The 14,802-nt window shown below is 62.1% G+C and carries 14 protein-coding genes; 11 read left to right on the top strand and 3 right to left on the bottom strand.

From position 1 onward, the window contains the following. The first annotated feature begins 21 nt into the window (after nucleotides 1–21). From FKL89_RS19140 to FKL89_RS19090, 11 genes are all read left to right on the top strand, one after another. Nucleotides 22–459 carry a putative toxin-antitoxin system toxin component, PIN family gene (locus tag FKL89_RS19140; RefSeq protein WP_156864314.1) on the top strand — a complete coding sequence of 146 codons (438 nt, stop codon included), beginning with the start codon at nucleotides 22–24 and terminating at the stop codon, nucleotides 457–459. A 136-nt stretch (nucleotides 460–595) separates the two neighbouring features. Then, on the top strand, nucleotides 596–1,624 hold the full coding sequence (gene dusB, locus FKL89_RS19135; protein WP_156864313.1) for a tRNA dihydrouridine synthase DusB: 1,029 nt from the start codon (nucleotides 596–598) through the stop codon (nucleotides 1,622–1,624). Between the two features lie 28 nt (nucleotides 1,625–1,652). Continuing rightward, on the top strand, nucleotides 1,653–1,916 hold the full coding sequence (locus tag FKL89_RS19130) for a helix-turn-helix domain-containing protein (protein WP_156864312.1): 264 nt from the start codon (nucleotides 1,653–1,655) through the stop codon (nucleotides 1,914–1,916). A 19-nt stretch (nucleotides 1,917–1,935) separates the two neighbouring features. Continuing rightward, nucleotides 1,936–3,510 carry a bifunctional phosphoribosylaminoimidazolecarboxamide formyltransferase/IMP cyclohydrolase gene (purH, locus tag FKL89_RS19125; protein ID WP_156864311.1) on the top strand — a complete coding sequence of 525 codons (1,575 nt, stop codon included), beginning with the start codon at nucleotides 1,936–1,938 and terminating at the stop codon, nucleotides 3,508–3,510. 14 nt (nucleotides 3,511–3,524) lie between these two features. Beyond that, entirely contained in the window at nucleotides 3,525–4,793 is a 1,269-nt protein-coding gene (purD, locus tag FKL89_RS19120; RefSeq protein WP_156864310.1) for a phosphoribosylamine--glycine ligase, read from the top strand. Then, on the top strand, nucleotides 4,790–5,719 hold the full coding sequence (hemF, locus tag FKL89_RS19115; protein ID WP_156864309.1) for an oxygen-dependent coproporphyrinogen oxidase: 930 nt from the start codon (nucleotides 4,790–4,792) through the stop codon (nucleotides 5,717–5,719). The genes purD and hemF overlap by 4 nt, the downstream gene beginning before the upstream one ends. Beyond that, nucleotides 5,716–6,318, top strand: a complete 603-nt coding sequence (locus tag FKL89_RS19110; protein ID WP_162527593.1) for an NUDIX domain-containing protein — start codon at nucleotides 5,716–5,718, stop codon at nucleotides 6,316–6,318. Before hemF ends, FKL89_RS19110 begins: the two co-directional genes overlap by 4 nt. Before the next feature lie 7 nt (nucleotides 6,319–6,325). Next, nucleotides 6,326–7,186: a formyltetrahydrofolate deformylase gene (purU, locus tag FKL89_RS19105; protein WP_156864307.1), complete on the top strand. Its 861-nt coding sequence runs from the start codon at nucleotides 6,326–6,328 to the stop codon at nucleotides 7,184–7,186. Between the two features lie 270 nt (nucleotides 7,187–7,456). Continuing rightward, nucleotides 7,457–8,569 (top strand): ABC transporter substrate-binding protein, encoded by a 1,113-nt coding sequence (locus FKL89_RS19100; RefSeq protein ID WP_156864798.1) that lies wholly within the window; start codon nucleotides 7,457–7,459, stop codon nucleotides 8,567–8,569. A 63-nt stretch (nucleotides 8,570–8,632) separates the two neighbouring features. Then, complete coding sequence (locus FKL89_RS19095; protein ID WP_156864306.1) at nucleotides 8,633–12,406, top strand: DUF748 domain-containing protein; 3,774 nt, start codon at nucleotides 8,633–8,635, stop codon at nucleotides 12,404–12,406. A 110-nt stretch (nucleotides 12,407–12,516) separates the two neighbouring features. Then, nucleotides 12,517–12,744 (top strand): YkvA family protein, encoded by a 228-nt coding sequence (locus FKL89_RS19090; protein ID WP_156864305.1) that lies wholly within the window; start codon nucleotides 12,517–12,519, stop codon nucleotides 12,742–12,744. A gap of 47 nt (nucleotides 12,745–12,791) precedes the next feature. On the opposite strand, the gene FKL89_RS19085 is transcribed toward FKL89_RS19090, so the two are convergent. The 3 genes from FKL89_RS19085 to FKL89_RS19075 all read right to left on the bottom strand — a co-directional run bounded on the left by FKL89_RS19085 (nucleotide 12,792) and on the right by FKL89_RS19075 (nucleotide 14,620). Further along, nucleotides 12,792–13,520: a hypothetical protein gene (locus FKL89_RS19085; RefSeq protein ID WP_156864304.1), complete on the bottom strand. Its 729-nt coding sequence runs from the start codon at nucleotides 13,518–13,520 to the stop codon at nucleotides 12,792–12,794. Between the two features lie 97 nt (nucleotides 13,521–13,617). Continuing rightward, complete coding sequence (locus tag FKL89_RS19080; RefSeq protein ID WP_156864303.1) at nucleotides 13,618–14,211, bottom strand: Swt1 family HEPN domain-containing protein; 594 nt, start codon at nucleotides 14,209–14,211, stop codon at nucleotides 13,618–13,620. Beyond that, a complete protein-coding gene (locus FKL89_RS19075; protein ID WP_162527617.1) occupies nucleotides 14,204–14,620 on the bottom strand; it encodes a DUF5343 domain-containing protein in 417 nt (138 codons plus the stop codon). Before FKL89_RS19075 ends, FKL89_RS19080 begins: the two co-directional genes overlap by 8 nt. Nucleotides 14,621–14,802: the final 182 nt, after the last annotated feature.

Raw genomic sequence — 14,802 nt, 5'->3', positions numbered from 1 at the left:
GGTGCTGGCGGTGACGGGCAGATGAGCCGGCTGGTTCTCGACACCAACGTCCTTGTCTCGGCGCTGGTTTTCCGCGACTCGCGCCATCAACCACTGCGCGCCGCATGGCAGGCGGGCACACTGGCGCCGCTCTTGTCGGTCGGGACCTTCGGTGAACTGAAGCGGGTACTCACCTATCCGATGTTCAGGCTGGATGAGCCCGGCATCGCTGCGGCACTGGCAACGCTGGAGCCGTTCATCGAGTGGGTTGACATTGATGAAACGCTAGCCGCCACACTGCGTCGCTGCAGCGATCGTGACGACCAGAAATTTCTAGAAACGGCGCTGTGTGGCAATGCCGATGCGCTGTTGACCTACGACCGCGCATTGCTCAAGATGCGCCGCCGGATGCCCTTTCCGGTGTTACAGCCGGAACAGTGGCACGAGACTATTGCCGTGCAGTCTGGAACTTTGGCGTAGGCGCAGCAGGTCCGCAGCGCAACTGCGGCGCTGCGTCATGGTATGCCGCACGTTCTTGCCTAAATATCGGGCACGGCAGCCGCTATAATCATTTTCCACGTCGCGTTCCCCACCCCTGTTTTTCTGCACACATATGTTGCGCATCGGCCCCTATTCCCTCAAAAATCGGCTCGTGATCGCGCCGATGGCCGGGGTCACGGACCGTCCGTTCCGCAAGTTGTGCCGTGAACTGGGCGCGGGTTATGCGGTCAGCGAGATGGTCGCGTCCAAGCCTGACCTGTGGCAGACGCCCAAATCGATGCGCCGCATGAATCACGACGGCGAGCATGCGCCGATCGCGGTGCAGATCGCGGGCAACGATCCGGCGATGATGGCCGAGGCGGCGCAGTTCAACGTGTCGCGTGGCGCCCAGATCATCGACATCAACATGGGTTGCCCCAAGAAGAAGGTGTGCAAGGCCGATGCTGGTTCCGCTTTGCTGCGCGACGAGGCTCTCGTTGCGCGTATCCTCGAGGCGGTGGTCAATGCGGTCGAGGTGCCGGTCACGCTGAAGACGCGCACCGGCTGGAGCCCCGAGAACCGCAATGCCATTCGCATCGCGAAAATTGCCGAGAACGCCGGAATTCAGGCGCTAACGCTGCATGGTCGCACGCGTGCCTGCGACTTCGACGACGGCACCGTTGAGTATGACAGCATCCGTGACGTGAAGGCGAACGTCGGCATTCCGGTCATTGCCAATGGCGATATCGATTCACCACACAAGGCGAAAGCGGTGCTGGATTACACCGGGGCCGACGCAGTGATGATCGGGCGCGCGGCGCAAGGCCGACCGTGGATCTTTCGCGATACCGGATACTTTCTTGGGCACGGCAGCTTGCCGGCGGCACCGACAACGCAAGAGGTCGCTGCCCTGATGGACGCCCATCTGCAGGATCACTACGCGCTGTACGGCAACGATACCGGCGTGCGCAGCGCGCGCAAACACATTGGCTGGTACACCGAAGGTTTGCCGGGGGGCGAATCGTTTCGCGATGAACTCAACCAGCTGACCGAGGCTGACGCGCAACTGGCCGCCGTCCGCCGCTATTTTGCGCGCCTGGCCGATAGCCATGACACGCTGCCTTTGTCGCCTTACCCGGTGGCAGGCGTCGAAACTTTGCACTAGAAAAAACCGAATCGAGAGAACAACAACAATGAAACGACCCAAACTGAATGGTCACGCAGCGATTGCCGAGGCGGTCGGCAATTCGCTTAACGAATACCTGGAAAAGCTGGACGGCGAACCCGCCGACAACCTGTACGAGCTGGTGATTGGCAGTGTCGAGAAGACGCTGATCAGCGACGTGCTGACGCGCACCAAGGGCAATCAGTCGGAAGCGGCAGGGATGCTCGGCATCAATCGCAACACACTGCGTGCCAAGCTCGACAAGTACAAGATCAAACCCTATCAAGCGTAAGCTGCGGCGCGCGAACATCATGAACCGAAAAATTACCCGCGCACTGCTCTCCGTCTCTGACAAATCAGGTCTCCTCGAATTCGCCAAGGCACTGTCTGCGCACGGCGTCGAGCTGCTGTCGACGGGCGGCACGGCCAAGCTGATCCGCGACGCCGGGCTCAAGGTCATTGACGTTGGTGACTACACCGGCTTCCCTGAGATGCTCGACGGCCGCGTGAAGACGCTGCACCCTAAAGTGCACGGCGGCATCCTCGCCAACCGCTTGCTGCCCGAGCACATGACGGCCGTCGAAGGCGCCGGCATTCCGCTCATCGACCTCGTCGTGGTCAACCTCTATCCGTTTCGTGAGACCGTCGCCAAGCCGGGCTGTACGCTGGAGGACGCCATCGAGAACATTGACATTGGCGGTCCGACCATGGTCCGCGCCGCCGCGAAGAACTGGGAAGGTGTCGCGATCGTGGTGGACAGCGATGACTACGCAGCGCTCGCCGACGAGATGAACGCGAACGCTGGCACGCTGTCACGCAAGACGCGGTTCGCGCTCGCGAAGAAGGCGTTTACGCACACCGCCGCATACGACGCCGCAATTGGCAACTACCTGACCTGCCGCGAGCTCGAAGGTGAGCCGCGCGCCTATCCCGATGTGCTGACGTTGCAGTGGACCAAGGCGCAAGACATGCGCTACGGTGAGAATCCGCATCAGAGCGCGGCGTTCTATCGTGATGAAGCGCCGGCCGGTGGCACGCTATCGAAGTACACGCAGTTGCAGGGCAAGGAGCTCTCGTACAACAACGTGGCCGATGCCGACGCAGCGTGGGAATGTGTGCGCGCCTTTGCGGATACCTGCTGCGTGATCGTCAAGCACGCCAATCCCTGCGGTGTGGCGCTGGGCGATACGCCCCTTGCCGCCTACAACCGCGCCTTTGCCACCGATCCGACTTCGGCGTTCGGTGGCATCATCGCCTTCAACCGCACTGTCGATGCGGCTTGCGCAGAGGCTGTCAGCAAACAGTTCCTGGAAGTGCTGATTGCGCCGGAATACACCGCCGATGCATTGGCGCTGCTTGCGAAGAAGACCAATGTGCGGGTGCTGACTGTGCCCCTGCGTAGCCTCTACGACAGTGCCAATGCAATCGAGATGAAACGCGTAGGTGGCGGCCTGCTGGTGCAAAGCGCTGATACGCATCGCCTTGATCCGTCGGCACTCAAGGTCGTCACCAGCAAGGCGCCGACTGCGCAGCAGTTGAAGGACATGCAGTTCGTTTGGACCGTCGCGCAGTTCGTCAAATCGAACGCCATCGTCTTCGCCAAAGATGGCCAGACGATCGGCATCGGTGCCGGGCAGATGAGCCGCCTTGATTCGGCACGTATCGCCAAGATCAAGGCGGAGCACGCCGGTTTGACACTCGCCGGCTCGGTCGCGGCCAGCGATGCCTTCTTCCCGTTCCGCGATGGTCTCGATGTGCTCGCCGACGCAGGCGCCATCGCAGTGATCCAGCCGGGCGGCAGCATGCGCGATGAGGAAGTCATCAACGCGGCTAACGAACGCGGCGTTGCGATGGTGACCACCGGCGTTCGTCACTTCCGCCACTAACACGCAGGAGCCTCATGAAAGTTCTGGTCATCGGCTCCGGCGGGCGCGAGCACGCGCTGGCCTGGAAGCTCGCGCAAAGCGAGCGGGTGCAAAACGTAATTGTCGCCCCTGGCAATGCCGGCACCGCTACTGAAGCCAACTGCGAGAATGCGCTGGCCAACAACGTCGAGCAATGGCTTGCGCTGGCCAAGAACGAGAAAGTCGGCATGACTGTGGTCGGCCCCGAGGCGCCGCTGGCTGCTGGCGTGGTCGATGCCTTTCGGGCGGAAGGTCTGAAGATCTTCGGGCCGACGCAGGCGGCCGCGCAGCTTGAATCGTCAAAGGACTTCGCCAAGGCCTTCATGAAGCGCCATGGCATCCCGACTGCGGAATACGAGACCTTCACCGATGTCTCGGCCGCTCATGCCTACGTTGATGCGAAGGGCGCCCCCATTGTCATCAAGGCTGACGGATTGGCTGCCGGCAAGGGGGTTGTGGTTGCAATGTCGCTAGCCGAGGCGCACGCTGCCATCGACATGATGTTGGCTGACAACACCTTTGGTGCTGCCGGTGCGCGCGTCGTCATCGAAGAATTCCTCGTTGGCGAAGAGGCGAGCTTCATCGTCATGGTTGACGGCAAGAACGTGCTGGCGATGGCGTCAAGCCAGGACCACAAGCGTCTGCTTGATGGCGATGCTGGACCCAACACTGGTGGTATGGGTGCCTACTCGCCCGCGCCCATCGTGACACCGCAGATGCATGCCCGCATCATGCGCGAAATCATCCTGCCGACGGTCGCCGGAATGGCGAAGGACGGCATTACCTACACCGGCTTTCTCTACGCCGGGGTGATGATCGACGAAGCGGGCGATCCCAAAACGCTCGAATTCAACTGTCGATTCGGTGATCCCGAGACGCAGCCGATCATGATGCGCCTCAAAAGCGATCTGGTTGATCTCGTCGAACACGGCATCAATGGCACGCTCGACCAGATTGATACCGATTGGGACCGTCGCGTCGCCCTCGGTGCAGTGCTTGCCGCGCATGGCTACCCGGACAATCCACGCAAGGGCGACGCGATCCGCGGCCTTGGTCCGACGGCCGAGGATGCGCATGTGTTCCATGCGGGTACCGCGCTGGCGGGCGATCAGATTGTCACGTCCGGCGGTCGCGTGCTTTGCGTCACAGCGCTTGGTGACACCGTGAAGATCGCTCAGAAGCGTGCGTATGAAGTGGCTGACAGCATTGCGTTTGAAGGCATGCAGATGCGACGCGATATTGGCTGGCGGGCAATCAAACGATGAGCGAGGCGGCCGTGACCAACGTCAACCGCAACGACGTCGCGCGCGTCCGCGATTTTCTCGTCGGCCTGCAGGCCAGCATCGTCAGTGCACTTGAGGGAGCGGACGGCGGCAGCTTTCTGCGTGATGAATGGCAGCGCCCTGAGGGCGGCGGCGGCATTTCGCGGCTAATCGAAGGCGGCCGCGTCATTGAACGTGGCGGTGTGAACTTTTCGCACGTGCTCGGTACCCGTATGCCTCCTTCGGCCACGGCGCAGCGCCCGGAACTCAAGGGTGCCCCCTGGGAAGCGATGGGCGTGTCGTTGGTGATCCACCCGCGCAATCCGTACGCACCGACCACGCACATGAACGTGCGTTTTTTCATCGCGACCCCGGAAAATTCGGCGCCGGTCTGGTGGTTCGGCGGCGGCATGGATCTCACGCCCTACTATGGCTTCGCCGAGGATGCCATTCACTGGCACACGCAGGCGCAACTCTCCGCGCATCGTTTCGGGCCGCAGTTCTACCCGCGCTTCAAGAAGCAATGCGACGAGTATTTCTTCCTGAAACATCGTAACGAGCCGCGCGGCATCGGCGGCACTTTCTTCGATGATTTCAGCGAACTCGGCTTTGAAGATAGCTTCGCGCTGATGCGCTCGGTCGGCGAGCACTTCGTGCCCGGTTACCTGCCGATCCTCACGCTGCGCTGTGACACGCCCTACAGCGAACGCGAGCGCGACTGGCAGTTATATCGTCGCGGCCGCTATGTTGAATTCAACCTGGTCTGGGATCGTGGCACCCATTTCGGATTGCAGTCGAACGGCCGCACCGAGGCGATTCTGATGAGCATGCCGCCCGAGGTGCGCTGGCGTTACAGCTATGCACCCGAGCCCGGCACACCCGAGCACGCGCTCTACGCAGACTTCCTGGTGGCAAAGGACTGGCTGTGAGCGGGCGGCCCGTCGCGGGCGAGACGGCGGCAGAAAAAACGACCACCGACGACGCCCATCTGACCGAGCACTTTGTGTCACGTGAGGAGATCTTCCACGGCAAACTTCTGCACGTCGTGCGCGACACGGTGGCGCTGCCGAGTGGCCGGCAGGGCACCCGAGAGTACATCAAGCATCCCGGGGCAGCATGCATCGTGGCCGAGTTTGAAGACGGCAAATTGCTCCTTGAGCGCCAATACCGCTACCCGGTCGGTGCCGTGCTGATTGAGTTTCCGGCTGGCAAGCTGGATCGCGATGAGAATCCGCTGGTGGCTGCGCAACGCGAGCTGAAGGAAGAGACTGGCTACTGGGCGCGCTCGTGGCACACGCTGGGGCACATGCACCCTTCCATCGGCTATGCCGATGAAGTGATTCATATCTTTCACGCCAACGGGTTGGTCGCCGGCGATGCCGTTCCCGATCAGGACGAGCTCCTCGAACTGTTCGCCGCGACACCCGATGAGATCGCAGCGATGATCGCCAACAACCGCATCACCGACGGCAAGACCATCACCGCCTTCTGTCGCTGGCAACTGCTGCGCCGGCCCGGCATTGTTTGACGCATCCATGACCAGCAAACCGCAATTCGTACTCGCCCTGTCCTGCCCCGATCGTCCCGGCATTGTGCATCGTGTCTCCGGCTTTCTGGTGGAGCAGGGCGCCAACATTCTCGAAGCGGCGCAGTTTGATGACGTCGGCACCAACCGCTTCTTCATGCGTGTGCAGTTCGAACTGGGCGACGTTGCGACGACGGCTGCCGCGCTGCACGAACGCTTTGCCGCAACGGCACAGGAGCTTGCCATGCAGGCGAATTTCTACCCGACTGCGACGCGTGTTCGTACGCTGATCATGGTGTCGAAGCAGGGGCACTGCCTGAACGATTTGCTGTTCCGTCACAAGAGCGGACAGTTGCCAATCGACATCCCGGCAATCGTCAGCAACCACATGGACTACTACCAGCTCGCGGCGAGTTACAACATTCCGTTCTTCCATCTGCCGGTGACGCCGGAGACCAAGCTGGCACAGGAAGCCAAGTTGCGCGAAATCGTGGCCGAGAAGCAGATTGACCTGGTCGTGCTCGCCCGCTACATGCAGGTGCTGTCGCCCACGCTGTGCGAGCATCTGGCTGGCCGCGCGATCAACATCCATCACTCGTTCCTGCCCAGCTTCAAGGGGGCGCGGCCCTACTATCAGGCCCACGAGCGCGGCGTCAAGCTGATCGGCGCCACCGCGCACTACGTCACTACCGATCTCGACGAAGGCCCGATCATCGAGCAGGATGTAGCCCGTGTGAACCATTCGATGAGTGCCGAGGCGCTGACCGAGGTCGGCAGTGATCTCGAATGCCGCGCCCTTGCGCGCGCCGTCAAGTGGCACGCCGAGCATCGCGTGCTGGTGAACGGCAACAAGACGGTCGTATTCAGCTGATCACGCGCACCGCAGCGTTGGCCAACGCCCTGCAATACGACAGCACGGCATCGCTCCGAGCGGGGCGGTAGGTTCAGATCCTCTTGCATCGCGCCGCAAGCCTAAAAGGTTTCGGCGAACAATCCCTGCCCAAAGGTAGCGCCGGACGTCATTGTCAGCAACATGACTGCGTCATAAGATAGCTTCTCCTGGCTGCAAGCTGCCCGGAACAGGGCGACTGCGGTGTCAACAAAGGAGGTTGTCATGTTGAAACATTGCTCACTGCGACGCATGGTCGTTGCCGCAGCAGGGACACTGGTCATTAGCGGCGGGCTGGTTGCCCAGTGCGCCAGCGCGCAGATCATCGTCGGTCAGACTGCCGGGTTTACCGGCGCGGTTGCTGCCACGGTCAAGGAGGCGACCGACGGCGCCAAGCTCTACATCGATTCGGTCAACGCAAAGGGCGGCGTCAACGGTCAGAAGATCGAGCACGTCATGCTCGACGACAAGTTCGATCCCAAGCTTGCCGCCGCCAACGCCCGCACGCTGATCAGCGAAAAGGGCGCAGTAGCACTATTCCTCACCCGAGGCACGCCGCACAACGAGCAGATCATCCCGGTGCTGGACGAACTGAAGGTGCCGCTGGTGGGCCCCTCCACCGGCGCCATGCTGCTGCACGATCCGGTCCGTCGCAACGTGTTCAACGTACGCTCGACCTATCAGCGCGAGGCGGAAAAGGCGGTCAGCCTGCTTGGCTCGATCGGCATCACCAGCATTGGGGTCCTGCATGTCGATGACACCTTTGGCGCCGACGCGCTGGTCGGGATCAAGGCCGGGTTTGAAGGCGCCAAACTGAAGCCGGTATTTCTCGGCAAATACGACCGCAGCAAGCCTGACTTCGCCCAGCTCTCGCTCGACGTCCGTAACACTTCGCCGCAGGCGGTGATGGTGGTCGGCTCTGGAACCCATGTGGTGGACGCGCTGAAAGCGATCCGCGCGACTGGCTCGCGCGCGCAGCTGGTCACACTCTCGAACAATGCGTCCGGCGGTTTCGTCAAGGCGCTCGGCGAGAACGCCCGTGGCACCATCATCACCCAGGTTTTCCCGAACGAACGTTCGATCGCCTCGCCGCTGATCAAGGAAATCCTGGCGCTGGCGAAAGCGAAGAACCTCACCGAGGTGTCGCCGGCAATGGTCGAGGGTTACACCACTGCCAAGGTGCTGGTGGAGGGCCTGCGCCGCGCAGGCAAGGACCCGAGTGGCGAAAAGGTGCGCGCCGCCCTGGAAGGCATTCGCGGCTACGACCTCGGCGGTCTGGAGGTGGGTTACTCCGCCAGCGATCACACCGGCCTTGATTTCGTCGACTTGTCGATCATCAACAAGGACGGCAAGTTCACCCGCTGACGTTGTCAGCGAGCTGGCGCCTGCGCGGCAACGCGCACCGGCGCCATTTGCAACAATGAAGGCATGGCTCTCGCTGTTTCCTCTTCCTCCACCGCATCTGCTTCCGCGCCACCGCCGTTGCAGCCCCGCCGCAACTGGCATCGACTGCGGCTGATTGCACTGATCGCGCTCGCCGTTGTTGGCCTGCTGCTTGGCCAGCTTGCCGTTACAGTGCCGCATCTGCTGCAATCGGTCGCGCCGGCCTGGATCAAGGACAAGACTGGCCGCGTGCTGCACGTTGGCCAGGCATCGTTCAACCCGTTTACCCTGCATCTCGCCGTCAGTGAGGTGTCGCTCAAGGACGGCGGCGCAACGCTGGCAAGCCTCCATGAGCTTGAGCTGCGCGGCGCATGGTCGTCGCTGTTCAACGTGGCGTGGACGGTCGACAAACTGAGCTTGACCAAGCCCGAAATCAACGCCCGCATCGGCAAGGACGGCAGCATCGACTGGCAGCGCTTCGTCGATGCTTTCCCGAAGTCTGACGGGCCGCCGAGCAGCACCGTCCCGCGCGTCCTGCTGCGTAACGTGACGGTCGATCAGGGCAGTGTGCGGCTGATCGACGAGCGGGAAGCCGCTGGCCGTGACCGTCTGACGCTGACGCCGCTGTCGTTCAGCATCGAAAAACTTTCGACGCTGCCGCGCGATCGCGGCGACTACTCGCTGGAGGCTACGCTCAACGACCAGACCCGTGTGCATTGGCAAGGTAGGGTCGGCCTCAACCCGATCGAAAGCTCCGGCGAACTGACCGTCAGCAATCTGCCGCTCGCGCGCGCCGCAGCGATGGCGGGCGCGAAGCTGCCCGTCACGCTGGACGGCGTTGCGACGTTGCGCGCCAACTACAGCGCTGCGTTCGGCACCGACTTCGCCGCAGCGGGCATTGGTGGCGGTGTGCTGGAGGTGAGCGGGCTGCGCGCCTCGCAGGGCGAAGATGTTGCGGAGATGAAGACTCTGCGTATCACGCCGCTGTCCGCATCGTGGGCAAAAACGCGCATTGATGGCCGTGAACAGCAACTGGTTGCTGTGCTGCCCCTGCAGGTCAGCGCGGGCGGCCTGCAGACGACGGTGGGCGGGCGCAAGGAGCCGCTGCTCGCAATCGGGCAAATCGCCACCACGGCGCCAGTGAATGTGGATCTCGCAGCGCGCCGCATCGACATCCCGCAGCTTCGCATTGACGAGCTGCGTGCCGCTCTCGAGCGCCGTCGTGATGGCACGCTGGCACTGCCGTTCTCCGCCGCCGGCACCACCAACGCCGCTGGCACCGCCACCGTCGCCAGCACGGCCAACGCAGCCGGCGTGGCGGCGATAACACCCCCGACGCTCTCCGTGCCCAGCGCGCTCGCCCCCGCGAGCCCGGCGGCACCGCCGTGGCGCATCACGCTCGGCGAGCTGGTCACCGATGCCGCGCGCATTGGCCTGCTTGATGAGTCCTTTGCTGTGCCGCAGCGCGCGGCGTTGACGCTCAATGCAACGCTCGGCGCCACCGCAGAACTGTCAACGCCCGTCGCGCTGCGCCTGAGCGGCAAGCGGCTCACGCTCAATGACTTGACCCTGCGCGACAGCAAAGCCGACAGCGCCGTTCCGCCGTGGCTGGGCGTGAAGGAGATTCGCGCCGCTGCGTTCGACACCGCGCTGACCGGGCCAAAGATCGAGTTGCCACGCATCGAAATCATCGCGCCGCTGCTCGCGCTCGCGCGTGACGGTAGTGGCGTCGATGTGGCGCGGCGCTTTGCCCCGGCTACGCCGGAGGCCGGCGTTGCAGCAACTACCGCGCCACCAACGGCACCTGCACCAACGGCAGCGCTATCCACTGCAATCAGCATCGCCGGTGTAGCGCTCAGCGGTGGCCGCGTGACCGTCACCGATAGCGCGCTTGCCAAACCGGTCAGCCACATGCTCGACGGCATCGCCGTCAACACGGATCGCATCGAACTCAACGGCGCCGCCGGCAGCAAGCCGCTCACCGCCACTGCCCGTGCCACGCTGCAAAGCGGCGGCACACTGCAGGCGAAGGCCCGCTATGACTTGCGCCAGCAACAGGGCGAGGTTGATCTCGGCATCGAGCGTGCGGCGCTGGCGGCCTTCTCGCCGTATCTCAGCAACAGCACGCGGCTGTCGCTCGACACTGGCGAGGCCAGCCTGGGCGGCAAACTTGCCCTGAACAGCGCGGCCACAGCCAGCAAGACCGGTGAAAGCCTGCGCTTTGCCGGCAAGGCATCCATCCGCGAGCTCAAGCTCACCGATCAATCGACGCAACAGATGTTTGCGCAGTGGGCCGAGCTGTCGTCGCAGGACTTGAAGCTGACTACCGGCGCGGGCGGCACCCGCGTCGAACTTGCTGACCTGCTGCTCGACCAGCCACGCGGCGACATCGTGATCGGTGAAGACGGCTCGCTGAATCTCACCCAGATCGGCAAGGTTGGCGCCCCGGCAACGCCCGCAACAACGGCGCTGTCCTCTGCGCCAGCAGCGGTAGCCGGGCCTGCAGCCCCGGCAACAACAGCCTCATCGGCCCCAGGCGATGCCGCCCCCACCAAAGTGAAGATCGACCGCGTGCAGGTCACCGGTGGCGATGTTCACTTTGCCGATCTCTCGCTGCGACCGCAATTTGGCACCCGCGTGTCCGATCTCTCCGGCCTGATCGTCGGCATCTCCAGCGAGGCTTCGTCGCGCGCCGAGGTATCGCTTGAGGGCAAGGTGGATGAGTTCGGCCTCGCACGCCTCTCCGGCACCGTGGCCCCCGCCAGCGCCGCGCAGTACACCGATCTCAAGGCCAGCTTCCGCAATCTTGAGATGCGCAACCTCACGCCTTATTCGGGCAAGTTCGCCGGGCGCAAGATCGAATCCGGCAAGCTCTCGCTGGAGCTTGAATACAAAGTGCTTGAGCGCAAGCTGAAGGGCGAGAACCAGATCGTCATCGACAACCTGAAGCTGGGCGAGCGGGTGGAAAGCAAGGACGCGACGAGCCTGCCGCTGGACCTTGCCATTGCGCTGCTCTCCGACAGCAAGGGCGTGATCGACCTGGGCCTGCCGGTGCAGGGCTCGCTCGACGACCCGCAGTTCTCGATGGGCGGCCTGGTGTGGAAGGCCATCACCAACCTGCTCACCAAGATTGTTACCGCGCCGTTCCGCGCGCTGGGCGCGCTGCTCGGTGGCAGCGGTGAAGAGTTTGAAGCGGTGCTGTTTGAGCCGGGCGAAGCGCGCCTGCTGCCACCCGAGCGCGAGAAGCTCGCCAAGTTGGCCACCGCGCTGGAAAAGCGGCCGCAACTGAAGCTCGCCATCGAGGGCCGCTTTGACCGTGAGCGTGATCGTGAAGCGCTGGCCGACAACATCCTGAAGCTTGAAGTGAGCAAACGCGCCGGCATGAAGCCACCGGGCGCCAACGAGCCGCTGGTGATCTCGTTCACCGACAGCAAGGTGCAGGCCGCGCTGGACGAGCTGGCCGCCAGCGCCGGTGACGACGCTGCGAAGCTGCGCGCACAGTACCTGCCGCCCGCCGGCAATGCGCTCACGGGCCTGCTGCAGGGCGCCCGCGAGCGGCTGACCGAGAAGGGGCGCAGCGAGGCGGCAGACGCGCGCGGCAAGTATTACCCCGAGCTGTTCCGCCTGTTGCGCGGCAAGCAGCAAGTGCCAGACATTGCCTACGCCACGCTCGCAGGCTTTCGCGCTGAGGCCATCCGCAACACGCTCACGGCTGTCAACAAGTTCGACGCAGCCCGCGTTAGCGTCGCTGCCCCGCAGCCGGCGAAAACCAGCCAGCCGGACCGGGTGGCCACAACGCTAGCGTTGTCTGTGAAGTAGCGTTCGCGTTGTCTGTGAAATGGCGCTAGCGTTGTTTGTGATGGAGCGCAGGTGGCCGCTCTGATCGTGCTGGAGCGTTGCGAATTTGTTGTTGCCCGAGGAGTCGCGTCATGCCTGCCCAACCCACCAACCCGGTTCCCGTCGTCATCCCGGCCAACCAGCAGCCGCTCAAATCACAGGCGAAGTGGAAGCGCGTCATCATCGCGCTGCTGGCACTGCTCTACATCATCTCCCCGCTCGACCTGATCCCGGACGTTATTCCAGTCATCGGCTGGCTCGACGACCTCGGCGTGCTCGCGTGGGCTGCGCGGCAGGTGTTTTTCAAGCGGGATGTGTAGCGTTCGAGCTAAGCCGCGCCGTTGCGCGTCGGCGCTTGGGCGAGGGGTTAGGGAGCATTCGCCGCCAGCCAAGCCTCGAATAGTGCATTCCGAGCACTCTTCATGGCCTTCTTGTGCTCTCCTCGGACGACTGCTAGCCAATTTAGATTGGTGACATCCGTCGAAGGATTCGACTTCAGGTACTCGGCACGCGAAACGCCAACTAGTCGAGCGAACGCAGCTTCGCTGGCAGTCCTGATCGGCTGAGCGCTCAACGCAGCTTCTAGCTCCGCCGTTGAAAATGGCTCCGTCCGGCGATGCTTAACACCTTGAAGAAGAGTCGTGACACCGTCTGAAAATCCGTATGCCTCTTGTACTCCATCGTGAGGAAGGATGTCTTCATAGACGATGCCCGCGACAGGAAATTGTCCGCCAGACTGCTCAAGTACGCGGCGAAACAGACGCTGCGCGCAGTTGGTGAGCGGCTCCGACGGTCGAATGGCTTCACACGCGTTCATGATCCAGGCGCTGAGAACAGTGGAAGAGGGATTAAGTAGAACAACCAAGCCGTCTTTCGTCGCACCCGTCTTCTTATCGGTGACCGTGTACTTGCAACGGACGGTGGCGTAGTCCTCCCAGCCAGCAATCGTTGTGGGTGAGCAAGCATCCACCATGTACCGCGCCGCTCGGAGTGGCGTCTCGATCTTGGCTGCAAATGCTTCGATGTCGGATTGAGGCACCGCTTCCGCGGCGTTGACAACAAACGTGATGAGGATGGCAAACAGAAATCGAGGCATCGTGATGCTCCCTAACGTAAAGCAAACCGGCGCTGCGCCGCTTTATGGTGCAGCGTCCAGCGACCGAAGGGAGCGAGGTTGAGCACGATGTTAGAGATCATTCCATCAAACGAAACCAGTCGCGGACGGTGAGCTGCAACCGCAGCACTTCGTCCTCGGCAAGTGGGCTGCAATGAGCGATTGGATTTCGCAGCGCATTGAGACTAGCCATGACCTTTTCAACCGCCTTCTTACTGTTAAACAGCCCCCCGAAAATATCCCAATTCGATGCAATGATCACGGACAGTTCGCCAAAGGTCGTGTAGTCCAATTCATCTAAGGAACGCCTCGTCACCCCCGCATCAAGTTCTTTCTGAATTCGGCCTGCTACGTCCGCTTGGATGTTCGCCGGAACCCGAGTTGAACTCCACCAATCGTCACGTTTCTCTGCCGCTTCTATAGTCTGCGCCACAAGTTCGCGAATCGACTTTTCCAGAGAGTAGAAGACCTCGTAATGCTTCGCCATTACTGCGGCCTCGCGTCGAACTGCGGCATCAAACTGAGGGTAGTAAACATCTTCCACAGTTTGGGGTACCGTTGGCATGTGGCCGAGTTCAACCGCATGTGTACGCGAAATTCGACTTAGGTCTTCAGCCAGCATTTGGTTTGTCATCCCAAACGCTTTGATACGTTCGAGGGCGGCCTTACTCATTGCCGGATAGCAAATGCTCTTTAAGGCTACGGAAGATCGCGTTGAACACCGCTTGATCAGCCGTTGCGGGCAAATTCAAGTTGATTGTGTAAGAGAGGTTTAATCCGACATGGCCGTTGTTGGAATGAGGAGCAGGCAGGCCGGGAGGTCTTTGAGCATAGTCGTTGGGCGGCGGTTGGATTTCTTCTTCCGTCACCGATGTGGCATCGAAACTGGCGAATACTTTCAATGCTTTTATGCACGACAAGGTGAGTGAGGCAGCGCGGTTGTCCGCTTCGACACCCGTCACTTGCACGATCAACGCAAGCAAATCTTTGTCCGACAGACGATAGAAGTACTCGTTTGCCTGAATTAGTTCCTTGTATCCAAGCCGGATTGCATCGGCGACCGCCGCTCCGAGACCCTGCAGGAGTTCGAATCGTCACGCACGAACCCCCAGAAACCCTCACTAGTCCGCACGGCCCGATGCTAGGTCGTTGATTTTCAACAAGTCGCTCGATCGATCCGCGCTTGCGGACTGCGGACTTCCAATGGGCCGGAAATCTGGCTCGCCCAGACGGCTCTCGGTACCGACACGTTGCAAACAGTCGG

Origin of the sequence: Casimicrobium huifangae, assembly GCF_009746125.1 — a bacterium.
Lineage (GTDB): Bacteria > Pseudomonadota > Gammaproteobacteria > Burkholderiales > Casimicrobiaceae > Casimicrobium > Casimicrobium huifangae.
Note: the sequence above shows the minus strand (reverse complement) of the source record. Positions and strands in the feature narration are given on the sequence as shown.